This window comes from Acidithiobacillus albertensis (assembly GCF_001931655.1).
Taxonomy (GTDB): domain Bacteria; phylum Pseudomonadota; class Gammaproteobacteria; order Acidithiobacillales; family Acidithiobacillaceae; genus Acidithiobacillus; species Acidithiobacillus thiooxidans.
Window position 1 is genome coordinate 2,280,505 of record NZ_MOAD01000001.1, and the last position, 25,895, is coordinate 2,306,399.

The following is a 25,895-nucleotide window of genomic DNA, read 5'->3' on the forward strand; positions in this document are numbered from 1 at the left end:
GCAACGCGATGAAAAAACCTAACCGTGTCTTTTGACGTCGGCTTCGATGATTTTGCGGGCTTCGGCCAAGTTAGCCCAGTCCTTCATTTTCACCCATTTGCCTGGCTCCAAGTCCTTGTAATGTTCAAAGAAATGCCGAATCTGCTGACGAATGTTTTCCGGCAGATCTTCGACATCACGAATGTCCGCATAGCCTCCAGCCACCTTTTCATGGGGTACGGCGACAATTTTTGCATCTATACCGTGTTCATCTTCCATCATCAGTACACCAACCGGACGCGCCCGAATCACCGTACCGGGAGCCACCGGCTGGGGAGACCAAACCAGACAATCGGTAGGGTCACCATCATCAGACAGGGTGTTGGGAATAAATCCGTAATTGAGAGGGTAGTGCATGGCAGTGAACAGAAAACGATCCACAAAGACTGCGCCCGCTTCTTTATCCATTTCATACTTGACGGAAGAACCCTGGGGGACTTCAATCACCACATTGATATCATCTGGCAAGGACTTACCAGCCGGTATTTTTTTCAGATCCATACGACACTCCTTGAGGTTGGTTTAAGAAAAAAGGGTACGCACCCGCTCCAGATCAGCTACCGTATCAACCCCAGATGCCGGGGCTTCTGCTGCGCAATATACCGCAATTTGCACGCCACGCTCCAACGCCCGCATTTGTTCCAGGGATTCAATCTGCTCCAGGGCACTGGCGGGCCATTGCGCATAATCCTGGAGAAATCCAACGCGATAAGCATATAGGCCCAAATGGCGCCACCAATTTCCGGAATCAGGAAGAGCTGCTCCCGCCCGCAGGGGAAATTGCTCCCGGTACCAGGGAATAGGCGCGCGGGAAAAATACTGGGCATGGCCCAGATCATTGCGGATCAGTTTCACGACATGAGGATCTGCCAGTTCATCCCAGTGCCCAATGGGAACAGCAGCCGTAGCCATCTGCAAGCCGGCATCGTCCAGTAATAGTTGGGCCGTAGCCTGCAAAAGTGCGGGATTCATGCCGGGCTCATCTCCCTGCAGATTGACGATAATTGCCTCCGCAGGCAATTCCAGCAGACGCGCAGCTTCGGCAAGACGTTCCGTACCGCAAACATGGGCCGTGGACGTCAGTACTGCTTCGCCATCGTAGCTCTGTATACATTCAACGATTTCCGGATGATCAGCGGCAACAACAACCCGGGAAGCTCCACTTTCGAGCGCCCGGCGCCGTACCTGTTCAATCATGGGCAAACCACCAACATCCAGCATGACCTTGCGCGGCAGGCGCGTAGATGCCAGGCGCGCCGGAATAAGCACACAAAAACTCATGCGGGTTTATCCTCGTAGGGCTTGGCTTCATCCAGTAAAAGAACAGGAATATCATCGCGAATGGGATATTGCAGATGACAACGCGGGCAACACAGGGACTGACGCTGTGCACAAGGTTGCAGACTCCCTTTGCATTGGGGGCAGGCCAACAAATCCAGCAAACGACGATCAATGCTCATGGTTTCTCCAGTTTGATAGCGCCCCTTCCAGCCAGGGCATGAAATCCGGTGCCAGTTCGGCGCTAATCCGCAAAGCCCAATCGTCAGGCTGCGCAAATTTCCGACATTTTACGGCATCTTTTTCGGTCATGACGAGGGGGCGGGACAAAGCCTCCAGATCTGCCTGCGTATATACGTGATGATCCGGAAAAAACCGGGCATCTGCACCTACGTCAGCCCCCAGAGTAGCCAAGGTATCCACGAAGCGTTGTGGGCGGGCTATTCCCGTGACCACCGTCCAGTGTTCTCCGGTCAGACTGTCCAGGCTGCGGGTAAGTTGTGGATCCGCAACCGCCTGTAAATCCTGAGGACGCACCTGAAAACCGAATTGGGGGGGAGATTCAGTCTGCGCCAGGGCACTGGCTGCGGCAGCATCCACCAGCAAGGCGTCAGCCGCCGCCAGGGCCACCCGGGGCTCGCGCAATGGCCCAGCGGGAAGACAGTAGCCGTTGCCAAAAGGGCGCGATCCAGACATCACCAGCAGCCGCAAGCTCGGATGCAAGGCAAGGTGCTGGAAACCATCATCCAGCAAAGCGAGATCAAAGCCGTCGGCTACGGCTGCAGCAATAGCCTGGTGACGATCGGGACAAATGTATACCGCCTGGGTTTGATGCTGCAGTTGCGCCAGGAGCAGTGGTTCGTCACCGGCACGCTCGGGAGAATCATGCGCCTGAACCCGATAGGGCCAATGCGGTGGATGCGCGCCGTAACCGCGACTGATGATGGCAACCTGCCATCCAGCCTGCTGCAGCACCTGTGCCAAGGCTGCCACCAAAGGCGTCTTGCCACTGCCGCCCACACTCAGGTTGCCGACCACAACGGTCGGAATATCTGCTTCCCGACCATGGATATGGCGCCGCCGCCAGGTGGCAACCGCGCCCGTCAGCCCCCCCAGCGGTCGTAAACTCGTGGCGAGCCAGCCACCCTCTTGCCATTGCTGTTCGAGGGTCTGGCGGAAACTCACCAGTCAAAAACCCGCTGCAAAAATTCCGGAAGACGTTCTCCGGCCAGACGTCGCTCCTGCCAGAAAACCCGGCGGGTTGCGTCGCCGCGTTGCCGTGCTTGCATCACATCGTCATATAGATCCTGCCAGTGCTGAAGCACCTGACTGGGATTATTGAGGACTTGCACAGCACCGGCTTCGAGTTGTCGGGCGGCATTGAGGACAACTCCGGGGTGCACGCTCACCGGTCGGGAGCCCGCATAAACCTGCCACTGCAGGAAAGGTGCGGCAGACTGCAGATGCACCGCCTGCGCAGCAGCCGCCAAGGCGGGATACCAGCGGTCTTCATCCACGGCCAGAACAGAACCGGCAGGCAGGGGCTGGCGCGGCCATTTTGATAACAGCGGTAAGTCTTCCGGCCTTTCAGCTCCACCCAGAAACAGCAACCCCTGGCGAGAAAGCGGCGAAGCCGCCCAGGCCTGACGCCAGTCCTGCCATTGTTTTCCGGTCAAGCCCTCGACCCACCACAGCAGTCCCTCATCCGTGCCACTGATCATGCTGCGGAAATTGGGATCGACCTGGGCAATGGTAAAAAGGGTGGCAAAATCCACCGGTTCCTGCAACACCGCTGCGCTGACCTTTCCCTGCCACTGCTCCGCCTGTCGCGCATCCCGGGGATAGACCGCTTCGAGCAGAGTCGGCACAGGGTTTTTGGGGTCTGCAGCCATCAGCACGCTGGGGATTTGTCGCTGCTTCAGGGCAGCACTCAGCCCCTTGCGCGGCATCTGACCCAAGGCCAGGTAACGCAGCGGTTTGAGTTTATCCAGAGTCCGCTCCACAGCCTGAGCATGATCGCAGGGTCCAAAACCATAGCCCAGCCGCTCCAGGGATTCGGTATGCTGCTGCAATAACTGCGGATATTCCGTTTCAAAAGTCATGACCATACGCAGGTCCCGGCGTTTTTCAGCAATGGCTCTGGACAGCTCAATACCCAGACGCTGATTGTCGGGATCGCTGAAACTCTGCATCCAGAGAATAGGTCCGCGCTCACCGGGAGCTTTAATCCAGCCCCAGCGCGCATTGGCCTGTCCTCTGCGACCGGCACGGGCATCCTGCCAACTTGCCCAGCGGCCGCGCAACAAACCATTTTCGTAATAGCTCATAATTTAATCATACTCACGGCCCACCAGCGTGTCGGCCTGTTTGCGCAAATCAATCATGCTTGTTTCCAGTTGCTTCTGCAGCTCGGTTTGGAGAAGATCGTCGGCATCCCGGGGAATGTACAGCGCCTCACCCCAGGTAACGACAAGACGTGTTGCTAACCGGGGCAGCAAAAAACCATCCCAACTGGAAAAGCGCCTGGCTCGCCGCGCAGAATAACTCACCGGGATGATCGGAAGGCCGGAAATGCGGGCGAGATCAATGACCCCTTTCTGCAGCACCTCCCGAGGACCTCTGGGACCATCAGGAGTAATCGCCAGAGTTCGCCCACTCAGAGCAGCCTTGAGCATCCCTCTCCCCCCTTTTACCGCACCCCGACGCGTTGAGCCGCGTATGGCAGAATATCCCCAGTAAGCCAGGGTCATGGCAATGAGTTCACCGTCCCGATGTTCGCTGATGAGCACATCAATATCACGACCACCCACCCGTCGGTAAGCTTCCGTAATCATCACCCCGCGTCCATGCCAGAAGGCCAGAATAAAAGGTTTTCCAGCAACAATCAGTTGCCGCACCTGGGCATCGCCAAACTCTTCCCAGCGCAAAGTCGCAGATATACCCCTGATCAGATAGGCCGCCAGTCGGGCAGCCAAGCGCAGGGAACGCCCTTCCAGCCGCACTGCTCAGCGATTACTCAAAGTGGCAAAACTGATCCGGGTCAGCCCCGCTTCCTGGGCCGCATCCAACACATCAATCACATATTGCTGCGTGGTGTTTTTATCCGCACGCAACACAATCACGCGTTGCGGATCTTTTGCCGCAAGAGCCTTGAGCCGTCCCAGCAAATCCGCCATGGGCACGGGCTGCTTGTCCATCTGCACCTGTCCAGTGGCGCTGAGATCAATGGTGATGGGCGTTTTCGGCAAACCGGCGGCGGCCTGCTGGGCTTTGGGTAATTGCATCGATAAATGGGATTGATGCTCAAAACTGCTGGTCACCATAAAAAAAAGCAGCAGCACCAGCACGATGTCGACCATGGACACCACATTGATGTCGGGCTCTTCGTTGACGCGCGGGCGCAGATTCATTTTCCTGCTCCTCCGGAAAGGGTATTCACCACTTTCAGGGCTTCTTTTTCTATGGCCAGGACCATTCCATCGACTTGTCCCTTGAAATAACGATAGAACATCAGGCTGGGAATGGCGACAATAAGACCGCTGGCGGTAGTAATAAGCGCCTCGGCAATGCCACTGGCCAGCGCCTTGGGATCACCCGCTCCGACCATGCCAATAGCCGCGAAGGCATGCATGATGCCGAAAACCGTACCCAGCAAACCCAGCAGGGGCGAAACCCCGGCAATACTTCCCAGAAAATTCAGGAAACGGTCGAGATGGGCGACTTCCTGGCGACCACTTTCTTCGACGGTTTCCTTGATGGCATCCCGGGATTGCCCTGCCTGTTGCAAGGCTACCAGCATCAGCCGCGCCAATGGGGTATCGTTTTCATAGAGCAGCTTGACGGCTTGCTGCACTTTTCCCGACTCCACCAGATCAGTGACCCGGGGGGCGAGATCCTTAGGCGCAATGCGGGCCTTACGCAGGACCCAGAAACGGTTTCCGATAATCGCCAGGGCGATGACGGCCAGCAGAATCAGAAGGGGTAGGACAAAACCACCCAGTTTAAATAACTGCAGCAACTCCTGCACACCGCCTCCAGCATTCAATCAGATTGGACGAAGCAGGAATATAGCACAAGACCCGACAAACGGCAGTGGCAGCAATCTGATTTTTCAATCCTCTATTTGCCAGTAAGCCCGCACTGGAGAAACAGATTGGACAAAATGCCGGTTTTGCCAGGACCAGATCCCGGATGGGTCGTCCCCCGCATAGTGAATGGCCGCATTGGGCATGAGTCCGGCCAGAAAAGCCCGCTCTGCAGTCGCGAAACTGGCTGGCGCGAAAGCCAGTTTGACCTGCCGAAAAGACGAAGACCCAACTTTTCCGAGGCGCTGTAGCGTAGCCAAATCCATGTCTCCCAGAATCAGCAGATCAGGACCTGCTCCCCAGGATAAAATACAGGGCTGGACGGCTTTACCCAAATCCACAAAATGCATTCCAGCAGGCGCATCAGAGGCATTTGCGCGACAAACAGAAAGCAGTCCGGGGTTTTGCGGGTAGTTCCTTGCGCCTGGCGGCCCCCACTGATGTATTGCCGACAGGGCGGGCAAGGGTGTGGAAATATCGGTGCGCACCCAGTCCGAGACCCGGGTCAGTCCTTTTTGCTGCAAAACTGCCGAAAGTCCCTGACCTGCTTCACGCCGCGTAGCGGATTTCCAGAGATTGGCGGTCACCACGCCACTATCCTGCGCCTTTTGCCAAAACAGGACCATACCGGAATGCACCGAGAGATTGCGCAGCTCAAAATTCGTATTCCCTTCAGCGGGCACCAGAAGCGGCACCAGTCCGAGTAGTGCCAGAGGGCGACCGGGCCAACCTTTGGGAAGAAAGAAAATGCTGAGTCCGGCTGTTGCGGCCAGTAAAGCCCAGATCCGCCCGGTGCCCGTCCGCACCTGAGCTAAAGGAATATGGAGCAAGGCGCTGAGGAGCGCCGTAATCCCGTCCATCTGCACGGCCACCAGGCGAAAAAGTATCCGACTGAGCCATTCCATATCCACCAGCGCCAGAAGGGTTCCCAACAAGGCAAGAGGAACCGCCAGCAGCTCGACCAGAGGAATCACCAGAATATTAGCCAGCGGCGAAACCAGTGAAATCTGCCCGAAAAGACCCGCCAGGATCGGCAGCAAGCCAATAAACACAGCCCATTGACTGCGCAGCAGGGTACGCCAGCCCCCTTCCCCATAGCCAACAGCCACCAAGGCCGCTACCGCCCCCAGAGAGAGCCAGAAACCGACATCCACCATAGCTCCAGGGTTCCCTAAAACAATAAGCAGCGCAGCCAGAGCCAGGCCCTGCCAGGCCTGATGCGACCTGCCCAGCAACCAGGCTATTGCCGCTGCGCTGATCATCCAGGCAGCGCGTTCGCCGGGAATCTGCATACCCGCAAAACTGGCGTAAGCCCAGGCGGCCGGAATACTGGCGATTACCCCCGCCGTTTGTGCCGGCCAACGCGTTACCAGCCAGGGAATACGCCGCCAGCCCCATTGTACCAGCCACAAAATCAGACCAGCGACTACCGCCACATGCGAACCGGAAATCACCAACAAATGGGCCGTACCCGTATCCCGGTAAATCTGCCAGATTTCCGGGGAAAGCTGGTTACCCACCCCCACGCTAAGGGCCTGGACGAAACCGGCTGATTCACGGTCCAGCGCCATATTGGTCGCCTGCAGCACGGCCTGGCGGGCAGCAGCAATCTGATCACCCAGATTCCACAAGGAAGGCGGCAGCAGTCGGGCATTTTCGATGCGTGCCACGCCCCCAATACCCTCCCAGAAGCGCTTACGGTCAAGATCCGCAAAGGGACTCTTGGGCAAAGTGCTGAGCGCTTCACTATGCAGTTGCAGCTGCCAACGCTGGCCAACCACCGGCAGTTCGGGAAGGGATCCGTGAATCTGCAAAATGGCGGGATGTTTTCCGGCAGGAGAATCGCCCGACCAACGCTCGGGAGTCAGTTGAAAGCGATAATCGCGCCCGCCCAGTTGGGGAATGGAGCTGATGCGTCCTTCCACCGAAAAAGTCCGGGCACTGGTCCAATGCACGGCGAGGCGCGACTCAGCCTGCCAGACACCCCAAGAGAAAGCCGCCACAGCCAGAGTCAACAGCACCCCATGTCGCCATTTCCAGGCAAAGGGCAATGACACAAGGCATAAGAGCAAGGAAATCCACAGCGGGGGTAACTGCCGGAAACTGTGAAAAAACCCCATTCCCAGACCGGCAGCCAGCACCACCAGAACCAAAGACGGCCAGGATTTGGTTCCAGGCAAGAGCTTGGCTACACTAGGGCGAATATTGTTGTGGAAATATCCCATTGCGCCTACCCGCATTTGTCCGCCTTCCCACCCGTGAGGAAATCCTCAAAAAACGTCCCCTCGGACGTTTTACCCATTATCTGGCGCGCCCGGTGCTCTGGCACCCGCATCGCCATAGTGTCGCCCGTGCTGCCGCCATTGGGACTTTTATTGGAAGCCTGCCTTTTTTTGGGCATTTACTCAGCATCACTTTGCTCTGCCTCTGGCGCAGAGCCTACATCCCCATCGGCTGGGTTATGCCCTGGGTGGTCACGGGTCCGTTGACTATCATACCGTTTTTTTTCGCTTGTTATGAATTCGGTTTCTGGCTACTCACCCAGTTAGGCATCGCACCTGCCATCACCATTCATTATCATGATATTCATCAAATATTTCATGGTGATATCGGCATCATGGCGATGGGGGACCGACTCTGGCATGCCTATCTGGTTACCTGGATAGGCAGCCTGATACTGGGGGCGGCCCTCGCCCTGATTACTTATTTTGGCATCATGCAAGGCTGGCGCATCTGGGTGATCTGGCGCCTGCACCGCAGACGGCTGCGTCAGAGCAGAGCCAGATAAAAGGGGTAATTATAATTATTACCATCCAATCCCTTTGCCACCAATACGACTGAGCAGTGGCCGCGCCATTGCTTCACGTCACTGTGCACTGAGGTCACCGGAATATTGTGGTCAGCTTCTGCAAACCTAAAAACCGTCTAGATTGCCAGACCGAGCGATTTTCTGGCCTGCGCAAGATTGTTGCCCATCCGAATGACGCATTCTGTCTCTCCTGATTCAAACCCCACAGGTTTGCCTGAGTATATAATTTATTATATATTTGTCCGGTGACCAACCAAAAACCTATCGTATTCCAAGGTACTTCTCTGGAAGATCTGCGCACCTTTCCCCTGTCGACCAGGCGCGAAGCAGGATACCAGTTGGATCAGGTACAAAAAGGTCGAGATCCGGACGACTGGAAGCCCATGAATAGCGTGGGTCAAGGCGTTCGGGAAATTCGGATACGAGATGAAACAGGGGCCTTTCGAGTGATCTATGTGGCAAAACTTCCAGAAGCCGTTTATGTGCTGCACTGCTTTCAGAAGAAGACCCAAAAGACTCGCAAAACGGATCTGGATCTTGCGGGACAGCGTTACCGAGATTTATTAAAGGAGATGAAATCATGAGCGAAGAACGATTTGCGAGTGTGTGGGATGCGATTGAGGATACGCGGGAGGACGCTGAGAACATGAAACTACGTTCTCAGTTGATGATGTCACTCAAGAACCATATCGCCCGTAGTGGAATGAGCCAGACCCAAGCAGCGCAACTTTTTGGCGTAACACAGCCGCGTGTTTCCGATCTGGTGCGCGGTAAGATTGATCTTTTTAGTCTGGACATGTTGGTAAATATGGCGACGGCGGCAGGACTACATATAGAACTGCGGATACTGGATGCGGCTTGAGGCTTGATTGGTGACAACCACATTATTGATGCGGTGGACGAATTACTTGGCAACTTTCAAGTACCGGTTTGCAATGGCGATTTAACAACAAATCATCCCTAACCTTTGGATGCTGCTCTCAAAAACACCTCTTGATTCAGATTCTCGATTTCAGTCTCTACATAGCGGGTTTTAAGAGCGTATGACCAGGTCCCAGCCCAAGCCCCCGCTTCGCAGCTAATCCGCCGCTTTCTCTACTTGAAGGGCAGGGCTTCGTGCTGGATTGGACCATCGGGAATGGATCAGCCTTCAAGCTTCTGCAGAACACCATTCTGCAGACGCAACACCCGTCCCATATGTGCTGCCAACGCGGGCTCATGGGTGACAATAACCAGCGCGGTGCCCAATTCCCGGTTCAGGCTGAGCATCAGATCATGGACACTCTCGGCTGATTCACTGTCCAGATTCCCCGTCGGTTCATCGGCCAGAAGCAGGGCCGGTCGGGTTACCAGGGCACGGGCCAAGGCCACCCGCTGTCTTTCGCCTCCTGACAGCATGCCCGGCTTGTGCTGCAAGCGCTCACCCAGACCGACCCGTACCAGAATTTCTTCGCCCCAGGCCTGCACCGAATGCCGGGGCACCCGACGAATCAGGAGCGGCAAGAGCACATTTTCCAGGGCGGTAAACTCCGGCAACAGGCGATGTAACTGATACACAAAGCCGACACTCTGGTTGCGCAGGCGGCTGCGGGCAGATTCCCGGAGTTTGTAGATTTCCTGACCGAGAATGCGGACCACCCCCCCTGAGGGTTTTTCCAGTCCCCCCATCAGATGCATCAGGGTACTTTTGCCCTGCCCCGATGCGCCAACAATGGCCAGGCTTTCGCCTTTGCGGATTTGCAAATTGACGTCGCGGATGACCTCCAGCTTGTCTCTGCCAATGGCAAAACTCTGACGCAAATGCTCTACGGACAGGACCAATTCATCATTCATAGCGCAAAGCCTCCGCCGGAGCGACCCGTGATGCCCTCCAGGAGGGGTACAAGGTGGCAATCCAGCTCATGATCAGGGCCGCCACGGCCACATGCACCACATCCCAGGGTTCGAGCTTGGAGGGCAACTGACTGATGGAATACACCTCCGGAGAGATGAACTGGGTATGCAGTAATTGTTCAAGGGCGGGCACCAGGGTGGGAATATTCAGGGCCAGCAGGACACCAAAAAATACCCCCAGCAAAGTCCCTACCAGGCCGATTACCGCTCCCTGCACCATGAAAATCAGCATGATACTGCGTGGCGTGACACCCAGAGTGCGCAAAATGGCAATATCGGTTTCCTTGTCGGTCACCACCATGACCAGGGTCGCCACAATGTTGAAAGCCGCCACCGCAATAATCAGGGATAAAATGACGAACATGACCAGTTTTTCCATGCTCAGGGCCTTGAAAAAGTTTTCATGGGTCTGGGTCCAGTCCTGAATATAAAAGGCTGGCCCCAGTTGTTTCTGGAGATGGGCGGCAAAAGCCGGTGCATCAAAGGGATTTTTGATCTGCATACGCAAGCCGGTCACCCCTTTATCCAGCCCATAAAGGCGCTGAGCATCCCCCAGATTGATGTACGCCATGCCGCTGTCGTAGGCGTAAATACCCACAGAAAACAGACCGACCACGGTAAACTGGCGCAAGGACGGACTCACCCCCAGTGGAGTGACTCCGCCCTGGGGCGAAATCAGGGTGATCTTATCGCCTACGGTCACTCCCAATTGCCGGGCCAGAGCCGTACCCAGCACAATACTCCAGGGATGACTTTGCAGGCTTTGCAGCTTGCCTACTTTCATATCCTTGGCCAGCTTGTCCACTCTCCCTTCCAGAGCAGGATCAATGCCCTCAATCATCGCCCCACTGACCAGACCATCATGGGAAATCAGTGCCTGCGCCTGCACATAGGGTGCCACGCCAGTCACATCCGGCACCCGCGACAAACGTCGGGTAGCGGTCTGCCAGTCCATGACCGGCACCCCGTTACCCTGAATGATGACATCGGATGTCACCGCCAGGATCCGCAAACGCAGGGTGTGGTCAAAACCATTCATGACCGCCATGACCGCAATCAGGGCGGCTACCCCGATGACCATTCCGAGGATGGCCGTCCCGGTAATAAAAGAAATGAAATGATTATTTCTTTTGGCCCGGGTATAGCGCAACCCGATCCACAACTCATAAGGGCGCATGATTATTCCGGTCGCAAGTGCGGGAAGAGAATGACTTCACGAATACTGGGCTGATCCGCCAGCAACATGACCAGACGATCAATACCCAGCCCGACGCCCGCAGTGGGCGGCATGCCATATTCCAGGGCGCGGATATAATCGGCATCATAGAACATGGCTTCTTCATCACCGGCATCCTTGGCCTCTACCTGGGCGCGGAACCGGGCGGCCTGATCTTCGGGATCATTGAGCTCCGAAAAACCATTGGCCAGCTCACGTCCGGCAATCATCAACTCAAAGCGGTCCGTCACCTCCGGATCCAGATCATTACGGCGCGCCAGGGGGCTGACCTCCAGAGGATATTCGGTAATGAACGTCGGTTGCTGTAAATGACCTTCCACGGTCTTTTCAAAAATTTCGATCAGCCGTTTGCCCCAGCCCCAGGAAGCCTCACAGGGCACGCGCAACTGCGCCAGCTTGGCAGCCAGGACTTCCGGATCGCGCAGATCGGCGTCGGCCAGATCCGGATTGTAGGCGCGCACTGCCTCGCTCACGCTCATCCGCACAAAAGCCTTGCCCAAGTCAATTTCCAGGCCCTGATACTGAATCCGGGTGTCACCCAGGGCCGCTTGTGCCGCAGCGCGAATCAGGGTTTCGGTCAAATCCATGGCATCCCGATAATCGGCATAGGCCTCATACCATTCGAGCATGGTGAATTCCGGATTATGGCGGGTGGAAACTCCTTCATTACGAAAATTCCGGTTGATTTCAAAGACCTGCTCAATACCACCCACTACCAGGCGTTTCAGGTAAAGTTCCGGGGCAATGCGCAGGTACAGCGTCATATCCAGGGCATGATGATGGGTCATGAAAGGACGCGCTGTGGCGCCACCGGGAATGGCATGCATCATGGGCGTTTCTGCTTCAAAAAACCCGCGCTGGCGCAAGCCTTCGCGGAGAGCGGCCACGGTTTCCGCACGGATCTGAAACGTCCGGCGGGCCGATTCGGTAACAATAAGATCCACATAACGCTGCCGAAAGCGGGTTTCAGGATCACTCAACCCATGCCATTTTTCCGGCAGGGGACGCAAGGCTTTACTGAGCAGTTGCAGACTGTGGACTTTCAGGGACAGTTCGCCGGTTTTGGTGCGGAACAAAGTCCCTTCCACGCCGATAATGTCGCCAAAATCCAGGGCCTTGAAACGCGCATAGTGCTCTTCCCCCAGGGCATCACGACTGACAAAAAGCTGAATACGTCCAGACTGATCCTGAATGTCGGCAAAACTGGCTTTACCCATGACCCGCCGGGTCATCAGACGTCCACCCAGGCGGGCCTGGATCGGCTCCTGCTCCAGAGCCAAGGCATCCATATCGTTATAGCGCGCCTGCAGATCTCCCGCCAGGGCATCGCGCCGAAAGTGGTTGGGGTAGGCCTGTCCCTCATGCCGCCACTGGGTCAGCTTGTCCTGGCGTACCTGCATCTGATCATTCAGTTCCTGATCCACTTTGTTCTCCTCGCGCCAATTGTGCGTGACTGCATTTTATAAGCCGGCCTTCAGTGCCGCTTCGATAAACAGGTCCAGTGCCCCATCCAGAACTTTCTGGGTATCTCCCACTTCGACCCCGGTGCGGAGGTCTTTGATCCGTGACTGGTCAAGCACATAAGAACGAATCTGATGCCCCCAGCCAATGTCACTCTTGCTGTCTTCCAGCGCCTGTTTTTCCGCATCACGCTTTTTCATTTCCATTTCAAAAAGCTTGGAACGCAACATGCGCATGGCTTCGGCCCGGTTTTTATGCTGGGAACGATCCGTCTGACAGGCGACAATAATGCCCGATGGGACGTGGGTAATCCGAATGGCCGAATCCGTCTTGTTGACGTGCTGCCCACCGGCACCACTGGCGCGGTAGGTATCCACTTTGAGGTCTGCTGGATTAATTTCGATTTCAAAGCTGTCATCAATTTCGGGATAAATGAACACGCTGGCGAAACTGGTATGACGACGATTTCCTGAATCAAAGGGCGATTTGCGCACCAGACGATGCACACCGGTTTCGCTACGCAGCCAGCCGAAGGCATGATCGCCCTTGACGTGAATACTGGCCGACTTGATACCCGCCACTTCTCCTTCCGAGACTTCCACCAGTTCCGCAGCAAAACCGTGCTGCTCACTCCAGCGCAAGTACATGCGCAAAATCATCTCTGCCCAATCCTGGGCTTCGGTGCCACCCGCCCCCGCCTGAATATCGACAAAGCAATCGGAAGCATCGTGATCTCCCGAAAACATCCGCTGAAATTCCAGTTTTTCGACCATCGCCAGAGCCGTATCCAGATCGGCATCCACCGAAGCCAGCAGTTCCTGATCATGCTCACTGAGCGCAAGTTCCAGCATTTCGTTACCGTCCGCCAGACTGGCACTCAACTTGTCCATCGGTTCGATGATGGCTTCCAGAGCCGACCTCTCCCGCCCTAATTCCTGAGCTTTTTCAGCCTGACTCCAGATACCCGGATCTTCCAGTTCGCGCTGAACTTCTTCTAAACGGCCGCGCTTTTCTTCGAGGTCAAAGATACCCCCTCAGGCCGCTCACCCGGGCCTGGAGATCTTCGTGCAACGCACGCATCTCATTCACTTCTCTCATGATTATTCCTTTTCCAGCGGACTGCGCCGGGATCAAACCCGCACCAGGCCGTTCACCTAGCACATAAAGCCCGTAATTATGCGCAGTTTCGGTGCTGATCTCCAGTGGAGTTTTGACGGTGTTGAGAGCAGGTCATGCCGTTACCCAGTTTTCTACCTGCAAGCCTTCCACCCGGCAAAACTCGCGTTCGTTATTGGTAACCAAAATCCAGCCTTCGGCGCGGGCGTGTGCTGCTATCCTTATCCCGCGCCTGACTTTTTTTCGCCCCCCAGCTTAATTCACCAAGAGTTCGGCATTGAGGTTGACGATGCCCTGGAAATGGCCGAGCAAACCGAAGTGTAACGAAATTGATGTCAACCTTGATATGGTGCAATGATTTCCCTACTATGAAGCCATGACCAACTACTCCGTAGGGGATGACTGGCGTATACGCATCAATGGCCGGGAGCAGCATCCGCTTCCGCACGTCCATGTGCAGTTTCGTGACGGATCCCGTGTGTCGCTGGCCATTGAAACAGACGCGCTTCTAGTCGGCTATGTCTCGCCCCGAAAGCGATTGGAACCGGTGCGGACCTGGATTCAGGCGCATCGGGATGCCCTATTGACGGAATATCGGAGGTTGAATCCATGAATCAAGCACCCAAAATTGAAACGGCGACGATTACTGGCCTGTTCCAGGTAGAAATCCATTGGTCCACCGGAGAAGTGTTTACCACGGATCTTAAGGATCTTATTGGCCCTTCACGGGCGGAAGATCCCTTTTGTGCACTCCATGATCCGGCTTTCTTCGCTCAGGGGCATACAGATGACTGGGGCGATGGTCTGAGTTGGCCCGGCGGACTGGATCTGGGCGCAGACCGTCTCTATGCCTTGGGGAGGAAACAGGCCGGATTACCAACACGTGAGGATTTCATCCTGTGGATGGAGCGGAACAAGCTCAGCTTAAGCCGTGCGGCGGAAGCCATCGGTATGACTCGGCGCATGATGGCCTACTACAAAAATGGCTCCCGCCCGATACCAAAGACCGTTTGGCTGGCCTGCATCGGTTATGAGGTGATTGAACGCCACGCAGCTTGAATAAGGTGAATAATGGGCGATTTTGCAGCGGAAGCGGTCATTCAGCGGGCTGACTGTCATGATTTTGAAACTCTCTACCATGGCTGAAAAACCGCAGTTAGTGTAGCGCTACAATCTTGATGAATCTTAAGGTTGATCATTAGAGTCAACAGGTTTTTTGCTTAATCCCTGTTAATCAGCGTCATTCGTTTGCCAACTGTCAGCATCAGGTGTTTACCACCGCATCTCGCGGAAAATGAATCATTAATCCGTTGAAATATTATGTGCATTAGCGAAATACCGAGGTTCCAAAAGGGGAACAATCTAAACGCTGATTTCTGCTGAAAAATGGCTAATCACCAGCGCTGTTTGACAACCGTGAAAAACGTGCCTTGGCCGAAGGTGTGCTTACCGACGGCGGAGAGGGCACAACATTTCCTTCCAGTGAGGAGCTGCTCTCCTTAATGCGTGAGGCACATATTCCCAAGAGTTGAGGCTTGAAAAGCGGGTTTGGGTAATACTACTTCTACTGCATTCATGTAGCGACTCGCTGAACCATCACCGGTTTCCCTGCAATAACCACCGCATGGCGGACGCGCAATTGCAAGGACGTCTCGTCTCTGAAGGTATTGGCCTCCAGCTCGAAAGTTACCCGGACAAGCTGCCCCGTTTCCACGGGACACACTCCATCACGAACCGCCCCAAACCAGATGGCATCGAATCGATTTGGCCCGATGCCCAGCAACAATTTGAGGTGGGTGCCATCCCCGACGGGACGCACACTGAGAATCTGACCTTCCGTACAGAAGACGGGCGCCTCCCATTGCCGACCGAAAGGCTCCAAAAGTGCGAACTCTTTGAGCAGTTCCAAACTTGGGAGCTGTTCGAGCGCCCCATCACTCAGTATCCGGGGGCCCGGGGTCCACGCTGCCAGGGCACGGGTTGCAGCTGCATTGAAGGCTGTCGCGAAACGATCAAACCCCTCACGTTTCAAGGTGACGCCGCCAGCACCAGCATGACCGCCCCAGGCAACGAAGTCGTCCGGATAGGATTCTGCAATCCCTGCCAGCGCGTTGCGTATATGAAATCCAGGCACGGTGCGCAGCGAAGCGGTGATATGCTCGCTTTCCTGCTTGGGCGAGAAATAGGCAGCAGGCCGTCCATAGGCTTCCACCAGACGGGCAGCGCAGACCCCATGTACGCCCGGATGCCCTTCCGGATCGAACACGGTAATGGCCATAGCCCCGTCCACCGCCTGCTCCTCCGCCAATGGCAGGATACGGCGCAGCATCTTGGATTGGACCCGCTTGCGCTCGCTATTGTGCTCCACCAAAACATGCGCCAGGCGTATGGCTTCCGCCTCGTCGTCGCACATCAACAGGTCGACGGCCCCCAGTGCGCAATCCAGCCTGCCCCGGGCATTGATGATCGGCCCGAAGGTAAAACTCAATGTCGCCGCTGTAATCGGGCCGCTGCAACGAGAGACCTTGTACAGGGCACGCCACACAGGTCGCGCCTCCGGTACGTTCATCAATGCGAGGCCGCGTGTCAGAACCGCACGATTATTCGCCGAGCGGGCCAGATCAACACAATCCGCCATGGTTCCCAGCGCAACCAGGTCGAGGAGACCGCCCAGACGGGGCGCATTGGCCGGAAGGTGCCCCCAGTCGATGAGCTTTTGCCGTACAGCACAGCAGAGTAGCCAGGCCACATGCACGCCCGCGATGTAGGGGTCGGCAAAGCTTGAATCCGTGCGGACGGGATTGACACAGGCGATGGCGGCGTGCGGCGGGCCTTGCTCTGGAACACCATGGTGGTCCGTCACTATTGTCGTCAAACCATGATCGCGGAGCTTCTCGATGCGATCATGGTCCGAACTGCCCTGGTCCGCCGTAATGACGAGTCCAGGACGTGGTGCCGAGTCCAGAATCCGCTGGGTGACGCTTTCCGATACACCATAACCTTCCCGCAGTCGATGGCCGATGTAGCTGTGAATCCGGTGTTCAGGCACACCGAAGTAGTCACGCAACGCAAACTTCAGTACCGCGTGCCCAGACGCTCCGTCACAGTCGAAGTCCGACAGCAGAATCAACGGCAATCCTTGTTTCACAGCCCTTGCAACAGCCTCGGCGGCGATGTCGATGTCGGGTAAACGGTCTGGTGGATCGAGCGTACTCAGCGGCGGGCGCACAAGCAATCCCACCCTTCCCGCATCCTCGTCACCCAATCGACCGGCGATGATACGCGATTGGAGTGGCATATAACCAGCCGCTACTGCCGCATTAAAAACATCTTGTGACAATGGCCTGTCGATGATTTTTATGGGTTCTGGCATCACGCGCTACTCTTGTTCTGATTGACTCCGTGCAACTTATCGCGCTCCTTTGACCACGCCCGCCTCGGGTATTTTCACAGCCATTCACCAGACTCCCGGAAGCGCATGACCCGGTCGGGCTGGCCTGCGCCAGAAGCGCCAGCGATCAGCACTGCGCAGGGTCAGTCGCTCCACCCCACCATGGGCGAGCACGCCGGTCAAACATTGCAGAGTTCCACCCCGGCGCCAGAAGTTTTGCAGGGCAGGATGCAGCGCCGCGAATGATTTTGCGGCATCGGGATACAACCAGGCTCCGGACCAGACCCAGAGCAGATTATCGGGAAGTTTACCGGCTGCTTGCAGTGCTTTAGGATAAGCGAGCGGTAACCCAAGCCAGGCAGCAGCGGCCTGCAGATAATCGGCCTCCGCCGCCAAACTTTGCCACTTGGTCAGCGGACGCTGTTCCGGCAAGCAACCCTCCCCCCAGGCCCAGAACAAACACCAGGATTCCATTCCCACTGCATGGATATCCTGATTGACGGGATGGGCCGCCAGAAACATCTGCAATTCATTGAGAAAGGCATTCCAGCGCCGGGCATCCGCCCCGGTGACCTGCAAAGCCAGAGGCTCACGGCCCCACACCTGTTCCGGATCAGGACAGTGCAGATCGGGACTTGTACTGCTCAGCACATACCAGCGCCGCGCTCCACGCTTTAAAATCCAGGGTGTTTCTGCCAAAAATTCGACCGCAGCGTCAAACAACGCCACCGCATCACTTTCTTCCAGACCCGGCAACGGCTGCAATACCGCCCGCCCTGCCTGACCGCGAAAAGCTACCGGCTCCAGAGCAATGACCCAATGTCCGGCGGTATTTATCCCTTCGGCTTCTGCCAGGAGCGCCGCCGCCGGGAGTGCTCCGGCAAATCCCAGCAAACGACCGGCCACTTCCAGAGAAGATTCCGCTACCAATCGGGTGCGCTGCCCACGCCCCCAGTAGCGCGGTAATACTGCGCCCAGGTCCTCCTCCGGCATGCCGTGCAACCCCGACAGCCAGAGGCAGACATCGGCCATCAGCGATCCAGTATGGCGCGCTGTACCGCATCCAGAGTGGCATTGACGGTCACCACCTCGCCGCCCTGGGAAATGGCCGTGTCGGGATCCTTGAGACCATGTCCGGTAAGCGTACAAACCACCGTGGCCCCCGCCTCGATTTTTCCGGCGCGGGCAGCGGCAACAACGCCCGCAACCGAAGTGGCGGAGGCAGGCTCACAAAACACGCCTTCAAATTTGGCTAACCAGCGCTGGGCTTCGAGGATTTGAGCATCGCTGTGGCTGCCAAACCAGCCACCACTTTCTTCCTGCACCCGATGCGCCTGATCCCAGGACATGGGATGCCCGATACGAATGGCCGTCGCAATGGTTTCCGGATTTTTCACAAACTCACCGGCCATAAACGGCGCGCTGCCCTCTGCCTGAAAACCGAGCATCTTCGGACGTTTTCCGGGTTTGCCATGACCATAGCGACACACCCCGTTGCAGAATTTGCAGGCCGTGGTCAACACCTGAGAGGCATCAGCACGGCCATCGTTGGCTTCGCAGTAGCCCATCCAGTGCGCGGTGATATTACCTGCATTACCTACTGGCAATACGTGATAATCAGGGGCTTCGCCCAATGCCTCGATAATTTCAAACGCAGCGGTTTTCTGTCCCTGCAGACGGTAGGGGTTCACGGAATTGACCAGGGTAATGGGCGCATTGGCAGCCACCTCCTGCACAATCTGCATGCCTTCGTCAAAATTGCCGCGAATTTGCAAGACCAACGCGCCGTGCATCATGGCCTGAGATAACTTGCCCAAAGCAATTTTCCCTTCCGGGATCACCACAAAAGCCTGCATTCCGGCCCGCGCCGCATAGGCCGCTGCAGCCGCAGAAGTATTTCCCGTAGAAGCGCAGATGACCATCTCACTGCCATCTTCCTTGGCCTTAGTCACCGCCATGGTCATGCCCCGATCCTTGAAAGAACCGGTGGGATTCAGCCCTTCGAATTTGAGAAACAAGCGGATATCCACCCCCAATTGGCGCGGAAGATTCAGACATTCGATGAGCGGTGTATTCCCCTCACCGAGGCTGACTGCCTGGGTATCCGGGGCCAGAGGCAAAAAATCACGGTAACGATCAATAATACCGGTGTAACGCGTCATGACTAATTCCTGAAGCAATAAAAAATGGATTCGGAAAGCGGATTCACTGTTCGGCCAGACTTTCGACACGCAGCCGTAAAACGGGACGAGCCACTACCGGAAGGGCTTCAATCCGGCGGATAGCCTGCTCCAGATCGCCTTCACGGCAACGGTGCAGCAACAGAACGATAGGAACCGTATCGGCTTCCGGCGATTCTTTTTGCAGCAAAGCCTCAATGGAAATCTGGTGTTCCGCCAGCATGGTCGCCACCTGGGCTAAAACACCAGCACGATTATGGGCATGAATGCGCAAATAGTAAGCGCTCTCCACTTCGGCCATGGGCAGCAGCGGCAAGGCACTCAAGGCATCCGGCTGAAAGGCCAGATGCGGCACGCGGTTGCTGGGGTCGGCCGTCATCGTCCGGGCCACATCCACCAGATCAGCCACCACCGCGCTGGCCGTAGGATCACCGCCCGCACCGCGCCCGTAATACAGGCTCTGTCCGGCCGCATCGCTTTCGACGAGAATGGCGTTGAAGGGTCCTTCGACATTGGCCAGCAAATGACTTTCGGGAATCAGGGTCGGATGAACGCGCAGTTCCACACCATCGGCGCGACGCCGGGAGATACCCAGCAGCTTGATGCGATAACCGAGTTCTGCTGCATACACCACATCATCCCGCTCCAGAGCACGAATGCCCTCGACATGGCAGTGAGCGAAGTCCACCGGGATGCCGAAAGCGATGGAGGCCATCAGCGTGATTTTGTGGGCTGCATCTCCCCCGTCCACATCCAGTCCGGGGTCCGCTTCGGCGTAGCCCAGGCGCTGGGCCTCGGTCAGCGCCTGCTGAAAATCCCAGCCTTCACGGAACATCTGGGTCAGAATATAGTTACTGGTGCCGTTGATGATACCCGCCAGCCATTGAATGCGGTTACCTGCCAAACCTTCGCGGATGGCTTTGATAATCGGAATGGCTCCGGCTACGGCTGCTTCAAAGGCCACCATCACCCCCTGTTGCTGGGCGGCGGTAAAAATTTCGTTACCATGTTCAGCCAGCAGGGCTTTATTGGCTGTCACCACATGCTTGCCTGCGGCAATGGCTGCCAGAATCAGTTCCCTGGCCAGCCCCGTACCGCCCATGACTTCCACCAGCACATCCACTTCCGGATCGCGCACCACGGCCCAGGGATCGGTGCTGATCCGCGCCTGCAGGTCCAATGCTTCCAGACGCGCCGGATTACGCACCGCAGCATGGACTACCCGTAAATCCCGACCGACCCGACGGGTGATTTCTTCGGCATTACGTGCCAGCACCCGCACGGTGCCCTGACCGACAGTGCCCATTCCCAGAATACCAATACGGACAGGATCCATGCTGTCGCTCATCATAAATCCTCACGGAACATTTGTTTGATTCCACGGATGGCCTGACGGGTACGATGTTCGTTTTCCACCAGACCAAAACGCACATATTCGTCACCCAGTTCACCAAAGCCAATACCGGGACTGACCGCAACCTTGGCCCGGTCCAGCACCAGCTTGGAAAACTCCAGCGAACCCATTTTGCGCAGATTTTCCGGAATACGCGCCCAGACAAACATGGTTGCCTTGGGCTTTTCCACCACCCAACCTGCTGCATCCAGCCCCTCGCAAAGCACATCGCGGCGCTGTTCATACATCAGGCGAATGTCTTCCACACAATCCTGAGGGCCTTCCAGTGCCGTAATGGCCGCCACCTGAATGGGGGTGAAGGTGCCGTAATCCAGATAGCTTTTCATGCGCGCCAGGGCACCCACCAGCTTGGGATTGCCTACGGCAAAGCCGACCCGCCATCCGGGCATGTTATAGCTCTTGGACAGCGTGAAAAATTCCACCCCCACATCTTTGGCCCCCGGCACCTGCAAAAAGCTGGGCGCCTTATAGCCATCAAAGACGATGTCAGCATAAGCCAGGTCATGCACCACCCAGATGCGATGCTCCTTGGCAAATTCCACAATCCGCCTGAAGAAATCCAGATCGACCACCGCTGCCGTCGGATTATGTGGGAAATTGATGACCAGCATTTTCGGCTTGGGCCAGGCGGCCTTGACGGCCTTTTCCAGTTCTTCGAAAAAATCCACGCCCGGCAGCATCGGCACATGGCGCACGTCTGCGCCGGCAATCACAAAACCGTAGGGATGTATGGGATAAGTCGGACTGGGAACCAGCACCGTATCCCCGGGGCCCATGGTTGCCAGGGCCAGATGCGCAATACCTTCCTTGGAGCCAATGGTCACTATGGCCTCTGATTCAGGATCAAGAGCCACCCCGAAGCGCTGTTCGTACCAGGTCGTAATAGCGCGCCGCAGCCGGGGAATACCCCGGGATACGCTGTAACGATGGGTATCCCCGCGCTGGGCGGTCTCGCAGAGCTTATCGACAATATTCTGGGGCGTGGGCTGGTCGGGATTTCCCATGCCAAAGTCGATAATATCCTCACCGCGCTTACGGGCCTGATTTTTCAGGTCAGTGACAATATTAAACACGTAAGGGGGCAAACGGCGGATACGTTCAAAATCACTGTTCATGGGACACAGGCCTTCAAGGGTTGTCGTGAATACCGAAACCGAAGAACAATAGAGAGGCTACGCTGGCCTGTCAATCCACATCATGGAGGAAAGTCATGAAATTACACCGGCAACAGGACGCCCAATACAATCTCATCAATGGCTATGGACAAGACGGCATCGTGGTTCGCGGCCAGCATTACCGCCATGGATTGTTGGTAGCGGTGGACTGGCTGCAGAGCCCCTGGGGACCGGAAAGTGCTGAAGGGCTCGGCCTGGAGCATTTTAACGAAGTGCTCGCCCGCAAGCCCGACGTCATGCTCCTGGGCACCGGTAAAAAACAGCATTTTCCTTTGCAACTGATGGCAGCCCTGCGCGATGCCGGCATTCCTGTGGAAGTCATGGATACCAGCGCAGCCTGTCGGACCTACAACATTTTAATGGCCGAAGACCGCATGGTGCTGGCCGCCCTGATGCATCCAGAGGCTTGAAATTTTTGGGCCAGCGGTTTTCAAGAGCAGGCTCCGGCAGGCCGGTGGCGGGGAGGCTTTGCCGCGACTTTGTCCCGCGCCGTTGTTGTTCTTGGCGAAATCCTGCGCCCGTCAGGAGAGCTGCCTGAGCCCGCAGGGCGAGTTCTCTCCTGACAGCAGGATGAGCCGTAGAACAACAGGCAAGGGACGTTGGAGCAAAAAGCCTCACCGCCACCGGCCTGCCGGAGCCTGCGAAAGTCTGCTTCAGCCGAACAGGGATTCTGTGGTCAGACCTTCTTCTTCAATACGGTGACGTAACGCCAGCAAGGCTTCCACCTGGATTTGCCGCACCCGCTCCCGGGTGATACCCAGACGGTTACCAACATCTTCCAGAGTCGCCCCCTCCGTACCATCCAGACCAAAGCGCCAGAACAGTACCTGCCGATGTTTTTCAGACATGGATCCAATCCAGTGATGAATCTGCAGGGACAAATCCTGCTCAGCAAAAGCCGCTTCAACGCCAGGATTTGCCATATCAGCAATAACATCGGCCAGGGGGCGCTCAGATTCACGACCATGAGGTACATCGAGGCTGGTCACCTTGCCGTCATTTTCCAGACAGCCGCGAATTTCGTCCACAGGCCGATCCATGGCTGCCGCCACTTCCTCAGCCGTTGGATCACGCTGCAGGGTCTGGCCCAGACAGCGTGCTGCACGCAAGACGCTACTCAGTTCTTTCATCACATGAATAGGCAGACGAATGGTGCGTGTCTGATTCATCAGGGCCCGTTCGATATTCTGGCGTATCCACCAGGTAGCGTAGGTCGAAAAACGAAAACCCTTTTCCGGATCAAATTTTTCCACGGCACGAATCAGGCCCAGATTCCCCTCTTCAATCAAATCCAGAAGAGGCAGACCACGGTGGATGTAACGTCTGGCCAATTTGACCACCAGACGCAAGTTACTCTCTATCATGGTGCTGCGCGCGGCCGCATCACCCGCCTGAACGAGCCGCCCCAGGGAAATTTCCTGCTCTGCCGTCAGCAACGGATTATGACCGATTTCCCTCAGATAACAGCGGGTAGCATCCCAGTCGGGGGCCTCGCCGTAATCCTCCTCAGCAATTTCCGGCGTCTCATCTGCCGTATCCACGGACTCCACGGAAAGATCTTCTTCCTCTTCTCTGATCGCGTCGTTCATGCTTAACACTCTCCAGAGGCTAATGAAACCGTACCAGCCAGTAAGGGAACAAAAAAACAATCGCCCAGATGACTGATCCGGGCTTCATGACCATCCCAATGGCTGACCTGCAAATGTTGCTTGCCCCGATCTTCCACCGGCATCACCAGGCGACCGCCAGGCCTTAACTGGCGATATAAGGGGGCCAAAGCACAAGGAACCGCCGCCGTAATCACAATGGCATCATACGGCCCCTGCTCCGGCCAGCCGCCACTACCATCACCATGCAACAGATGTACCTGGGAATAACCCAGTCGGCTCAGCACCTTGTCCGCATGATGATGCAGGGGACCAATGCGTTCCACAGTAAACACTTCCGCCCCCAGTTCCGCCAGAAGCGCCGTCTGATAAGCAGAACCGGTCCCGATTTCCAGAATGCGTCGGGGAATCGGGTTGTTTTCGAGAATAGCCTCCATCATCCGCGCCACAGTCCACGGCTGGGAGATGGTCTGACCATAACCAATGGGCAGGGAGACCAGTTCGTAGGCCCGTCCCGCCAGGGCCTGGGCCACAAAATGATGGCGCGGCACCTGATTCATCACATCCAGCACGCGTTCATCACGAATACCCGCCGCCCGCAGGCGTAGCACCATCCTCCCCCGGGTGCGGGGAGAAATCATTCCTACTTCCGGGTTCAGGACTGGCAAGTGCGCAGCCACTGACTTAAGCCTTCCAGAAAATTGTATCGGGTCATATCCAGATCCAGGGGCGTAATGGAGACATACCCCCGACGTACCGCATCAAAATCCGTACCCGGCCCGGCGTCTGCTTCCCGCCCGGAAGGACCAATCCAGTAGACCGGATCACCGCGCGGGTCCGCAGCCGGAATCACCATATCACTTTTGTGGCGTCGCCCCAGACGGGTGACTTCAAAGCCCCGCAATTGTTCGTAAGGCAAATCCGGCACATTCACATTGAGAATGGTATCTGCGGGCAGCGCATGGCTGAGCACGCCGGTAACCAGGGTGGCAGCGACTCTGGCCGCCGTTTCAAGGTGACTGCAATCACGACCGGCGAGGGAGACGGCAATGGCTGGCAGCCCCAGAAAACGACCTTCGGTCGCTGCGGCGACGGTGCCGGAATAAAGCACGTCGTCACCCATATTGGCACCCCGGTTAATGCCGGATACCACCATGTCGGGGGCTTCGGCAAAAAGACCGGTCACTGCCAGATGCACGCAATCCGTTGGGGTACCGCCGACCAGATAGTGAAAACCATTGAGGCCGGTACGCATGCGCAGGGGGCGGTCAAGGGTCAGGGAATTACTGGCGCCGCTGCGATCCTGCTCCGGTGCCAGAACCTCGACTTCGCCGAGAGGGGTGATTGCCTGAGCCAGTGCTGCCAGTCCCGGTGCCAGATATCCGTCATCGTTACTGAGCAAGAAACGTGGCATTTGATCTCCCTGACGGTCTTTATTCAAGCTGATATACTAAGCTACGAAGGCGTTGCTGGTCTATCCCAATTCTCAATCGGGACCAGACCGCAACCCGACTCAGTGCGCCTGATGCCCTTGCATGGGTGATGGTGATGCTGGAGCGGTCGTTTCCGGAATCTGTTCCAGTTGGTGCTGCAATAACATAACCCGCAGTTGCGCGTTATCCACTTCCTGCTTCAGACCATTTACCCGTTGTAAATAACGGGCATAATTTCTTTCATTACCGGTGCGGATAGCTTTGCCCTGTTGATAATTATGGGTCGCCTGCAGCAACTGCAGACGCGCCGCTGCCAATTCGGCTTCCAGCCGTTTACGGGCAGGATTACTCGCATTCAGCTCCGGCTTGTCTACTCCGGGCTGAACATTCGGTGCCGCTTCCGGAGGGCGCTGAACCTCTGCGGGCGTACTCACCGATTGCTGAGGCGCACCGGCGATTTGCTCAACCCCCTTGGCGCCTGCGGGCGGATTTTCTCCGTAACTCACCACACCGTTGCTACCCACCCAGCGGTATATGGTTTCTGCGTTGGCAAGCACACTGAAAGTTCCGGCCAGCAGCAAAGTCATCATCACACTGCGGCGCACGAAAGTGCCTGCTCCACCAAAAATACTTGCATTTTTCATCAACCGATCTCCCCATCATCCAGCGCAACTTATATGGTCGCCCCGCTCATGATTGTCAAGGCGCAGTAATAAAAAGGCCCCGCATGCTGCGAGGCCTTTCACTGTGCAAATCAGCGGGCCACCCGCCCGCCAT

29 protein-coding genes are annotated in these 25,895 nt (G+C 56.5%); 7 read left to right on the forward strand and 22 right to left on the reverse strand.

The genetic code is table 11. The annotated features are described in order from the left end of the window. Positions 1-18: 18 nt before the first annotated feature. From ppa to BLW97_RS11815, 9 genes are all read right to left on the reverse strand, one after another. The gene (ppa, locus tag BLW97_RS11775; protein WP_010637163.1) at positions 19-540 is read right to left on the reverse strand and encodes an inorganic diphosphatase; all 522 of its coding nucleotides are present in this window, start codon (positions 538-540) and stop codon (positions 19-21) included. Positions 541-561: 21 nt separating this feature from the next. Continuing rightward, on the reverse strand, positions 562-1,320 hold the full coding sequence (gene kdsB / locus BLW97_RS11780) for a 3-deoxy-manno-octulosonate cytidylyltransferase (protein WP_031575723.1): 759 nt from the start codon (positions 1,318-1,320) through the stop codon (positions 562-564). Next, positions 1,317-1,499: a Trm112 family protein gene (locus BLW97_RS11785; protein ID WP_010637160.1), complete on the reverse strand. Its 183-nt coding sequence runs from the start codon at positions 1,497-1,499 to the stop codon at positions 1,317-1,319. The genes kdsB and BLW97_RS11785 overlap by 4 nt, the downstream gene beginning before the upstream one ends. Continuing rightward, positions 1,489-2,502, reverse strand: a complete 1,014-nt coding sequence (gene lpxK, locus BLW97_RS11790) for a tetraacyldisaccharide 4'-kinase (protein WP_075323238.1) — start codon at positions 2,500-2,502, stop codon at positions 1,489-1,491. Before lpxK ends, BLW97_RS11785 begins: the two co-directional genes overlap by 11 nt. Further along, positions 2,499-3,644 carry a hypothetical protein gene (locus BLW97_RS11795; protein ID WP_075323239.1) on the reverse strand — a complete coding sequence of 382 codons (1,146 nt, stop codon included), beginning with the start codon at positions 3,642-3,644 and terminating at the stop codon, positions 2,499-2,501. The genes lpxK and BLW97_RS11795 overlap by 4 nt, the downstream gene beginning before the upstream one ends. A gap of 3 nt (positions 3,645-3,647) precedes the next feature. Continuing rightward, positions 3,648-4,292: a lysophospholipid acyltransferase family protein gene (locus tag BLW97_RS11800; protein WP_226831529.1), complete on the reverse strand. Its 645-nt coding sequence runs from the start codon at positions 4,290-4,292 to the stop codon at positions 3,648-3,650. A gap of 30 nt (positions 4,293-4,322) precedes the next feature. Beyond that, complete coding sequence (locus tag BLW97_RS11805; RefSeq protein WP_024894831.1) at positions 4,323-4,727, reverse strand: ExbD/TolR family protein; 405 nt, start codon at positions 4,725-4,727, stop codon at positions 4,323-4,325. Continuing rightward, the gene (locus BLW97_RS11810) at positions 4,724-5,344 is read right to left on the reverse strand and encodes a MotA/TolQ/ExbB proton channel family protein (RefSeq protein WP_010637155.1); all 621 of its coding nucleotides are present in this window, start codon (positions 5,342-5,344) and stop codon (positions 4,724-4,726) included. The genes BLW97_RS11805 and BLW97_RS11810 overlap by 4 nt, the downstream gene beginning before the upstream one ends. A gap of 84 nt (positions 5,345-5,428) precedes the next feature. Further along, complete coding sequence (locus tag BLW97_RS11815; RefSeq protein ID WP_242947801.1) at positions 5,429-7,642, reverse strand: ComEC/Rec2 family competence protein; 2,214 nt, start codon at positions 7,640-7,642, stop codon at positions 5,429-5,431. Between BLW97_RS11815 and BLW97_RS11820 the strand changes: the two genes are divergently transcribed. The 3 genes from BLW97_RS11820 (at position 7,627) to BLW97_RS11830 (ending at position 9,073) form a co-directional block, all read left to right on the forward strand. Next, positions 7,627-8,190 (forward strand): DUF2062 domain-containing protein, encoded by a 564-nt coding sequence (locus BLW97_RS11820; RefSeq protein WP_075323241.1) that lies wholly within the window; start codon positions 7,627-7,629, stop codon positions 8,188-8,190. The genes BLW97_RS11815 and BLW97_RS11820 overlap by 16 nt on opposite strands. Before the next feature lie 266 nt (positions 8,191-8,456). Next, positions 8,457-8,795, forward strand: coding sequence for a type II toxin-antitoxin system RelE/ParE family toxin (locus tag BLW97_RS11825; protein WP_075323242.1), 339 nt, complete (start codon positions 8,457-8,459; stop codon positions 8,793-8,795). Continuing rightward, the gene (locus tag BLW97_RS11830; RefSeq protein ID WP_075323243.1) at positions 8,792-9,073 is read left to right on the forward strand and encodes a helix-turn-helix domain-containing protein; all 282 of its coding nucleotides are present in this window, start codon (positions 8,792-8,794) and stop codon (positions 9,071-9,073) included. The genes BLW97_RS11825 and BLW97_RS11830 overlap by 4 nt, the downstream gene beginning before the upstream one ends. A 281-nt stretch (positions 9,074-9,354) precedes the next feature. Here BLW97_RS11830 and BLW97_RS11835 read toward each other — a convergent pair whose 3' ends face one another. The 4 genes from BLW97_RS11835 to prfB form a co-directional block, all read right to left on the reverse strand. Beyond that, positions 9,355-10,044, reverse strand: coding sequence for an ABC transporter ATP-binding protein (locus tag BLW97_RS11835; RefSeq protein ID WP_075323244.1), 690 nt, complete (start codon positions 10,042-10,044; stop codon positions 9,355-9,357). Then, a complete protein-coding gene (locus BLW97_RS11840) occupies positions 10,037-11,281 on the reverse strand; it encodes a lipoprotein-releasing ABC transporter permease subunit (RefSeq protein WP_075323245.1) in 1,245 nt (414 codons plus the stop codon). Before BLW97_RS11840 ends, BLW97_RS11835 begins: the two co-directional genes overlap by 8 nt. Before the next feature lie 2 nt (positions 11,282-11,283). Further along, entirely contained in the window at positions 11,284-12,765 is a 1,482-nt protein-coding gene (gene lysS, locus BLW97_RS11845) for a lysine--tRNA ligase (RefSeq protein WP_207650594.1), read from the reverse strand. Between the two features lie 36 nt (positions 12,766-12,801). After that, a protein-coding gene (gene prfB, locus BLW97_RS11850) for a peptide chain release factor 2 (protein ID WP_142087452.1) occupies positions 12,802-13,900 on the reverse strand; the annotation gives its coding sequence in 2 pieces (ribosomal slippage) (positions 12,802-13,824 and positions 13,826-13,900; 1,098 coding nt in all). A 78-nt stretch (positions 13,901-13,978) separates the two neighbouring features. Here prfB and BLW97_RS20220 point away from each other — a divergent pair. Genes BLW97_RS20220 through BLW97_RS11865 form a run of 3 tightly spaced genes read left to right on the forward strand, consistent with a single transcriptional unit; the run spans position 13,979 to position 14,977 of the window. Continuing rightward, positions 13,979-14,242 carry a hypothetical protein gene (locus BLW97_RS20220; RefSeq protein WP_158025164.1) on the forward strand — a complete coding sequence of 88 codons (264 nt, stop codon included), beginning with the start codon at positions 13,979-13,981 and terminating at the stop codon, positions 14,240-14,242. Positions 14,243-14,294: 52 nt separating this feature from the next. Continuing rightward, positions 14,295-14,531, forward strand: a complete 237-nt coding sequence (locus BLW97_RS11860; protein WP_075323246.1) for a DUF4160 domain-containing protein — start codon at positions 14,295-14,297, stop codon at positions 14,529-14,531. Next, positions 14,528-14,977: a DUF2442 domain-containing protein gene (locus BLW97_RS11865; RefSeq protein ID WP_075323247.1), complete on the forward strand. Its 450-nt coding sequence runs from the start codon at positions 14,528-14,530 to the stop codon at positions 14,975-14,977. The genes BLW97_RS11860 and BLW97_RS11865 overlap by 4 nt, the downstream gene beginning before the upstream one ends. 514 nt (positions 14,978-15,491) lie before the next feature. Here BLW97_RS11865 and BLW97_RS11870 read toward each other — a convergent pair. The 5 genes from BLW97_RS11870 to alaC form a co-directional block, all read right to left on the reverse strand. Further along, entirely contained in the window at positions 15,492-17,291 is a 1,800-nt protein-coding gene (locus tag BLW97_RS11870; RefSeq protein WP_075323248.1) for a single-stranded-DNA-specific exonuclease RecJ, read from the reverse strand. 84 nt (positions 17,292-17,375) lie between these two features. Then, positions 17,376-18,341 (reverse strand): hypothetical protein, encoded by a 966-nt coding sequence (locus BLW97_RS11875; protein ID WP_075323249.1) that lies wholly within the window; start codon positions 18,339-18,341, stop codon positions 17,376-17,378. After that, positions 18,341-19,471: a threonine synthase gene (gene thrC, locus BLW97_RS11880; RefSeq protein ID WP_075323250.1), complete on the reverse strand. Its 1,131-nt coding sequence runs from the start codon at positions 19,469-19,471 to the stop codon at positions 18,341-18,343. The genes BLW97_RS11875 and thrC overlap by 1 nt, the downstream gene beginning before the upstream one ends. Before the next feature lie 43 nt (positions 19,472-19,514). Further along, positions 19,515-20,825, reverse strand: a complete 1,311-nt coding sequence (locus tag BLW97_RS11885; protein WP_075323669.1) for a homoserine dehydrogenase — start codon at positions 20,823-20,825, stop codon at positions 19,515-19,517. 11 nt (positions 20,826-20,836) lie between these two features. Beyond that, positions 20,837-22,018, reverse strand: a complete 1,182-nt coding sequence (gene alaC / locus BLW97_RS11890; protein WP_024894808.1) for an alanine transaminase — start codon at positions 22,016-22,018, stop codon at positions 20,837-20,839. 95 nt (positions 22,019-22,113) lie between these two features. Between alaC and BLW97_RS11895 the strand changes: the two genes are divergently transcribed. Then, positions 22,114-22,488 carry an Mth938-like domain-containing protein gene (locus tag BLW97_RS11895; RefSeq protein ID WP_075323251.1) on the forward strand — a complete coding sequence of 125 codons (375 nt, stop codon included), beginning with the start codon at positions 22,114-22,116 and terminating at the stop codon, positions 22,486-22,488. Between the two features lie 243 nt (positions 22,489-22,731). Here the strand turns inward: BLW97_RS11895 and rpoS are convergent, their stop codons facing one another. The 4 genes from rpoS to BLW97_RS11915 form a co-directional block, all read right to left on the reverse strand. After that, on the reverse strand, positions 22,732-23,667 hold the full coding sequence (gene rpoS, locus BLW97_RS11900) for an RNA polymerase sigma factor RpoS (protein ID WP_031571328.1): 936 nt from the start codon (positions 23,665-23,667) through the stop codon (positions 22,732-22,734). 2 nt (positions 23,668-23,669) lie between these two features. Beyond that, positions 23,670-24,365, reverse strand: a complete 696-nt coding sequence (locus tag BLW97_RS11905; RefSeq protein ID WP_024894773.1) for a protein-L-isoaspartate(D-aspartate) O-methyltransferase — start codon at positions 24,363-24,365, stop codon at positions 23,670-23,672. Further along, a complete protein-coding gene (surE, locus tag BLW97_RS11910) occupies positions 24,341-25,099 on the reverse strand; it encodes a 5'/3'-nucleotidase SurE (RefSeq protein WP_075323252.1) in 759 nt (252 codons plus the stop codon). Before surE ends, BLW97_RS11905 begins: the two co-directional genes overlap by 25 nt. A 99-nt stretch (positions 25,100-25,198) precedes the next feature. Next, positions 25,199-25,762 (reverse strand): DUF4124 domain-containing protein, encoded by a 564-nt coding sequence (locus tag BLW97_RS11915; RefSeq protein ID WP_075323253.1) that lies wholly within the window; start codon positions 25,760-25,762, stop codon positions 25,199-25,201. Between the last annotated feature and the right edge of the window lie 133 nt (positions 25,763-25,895).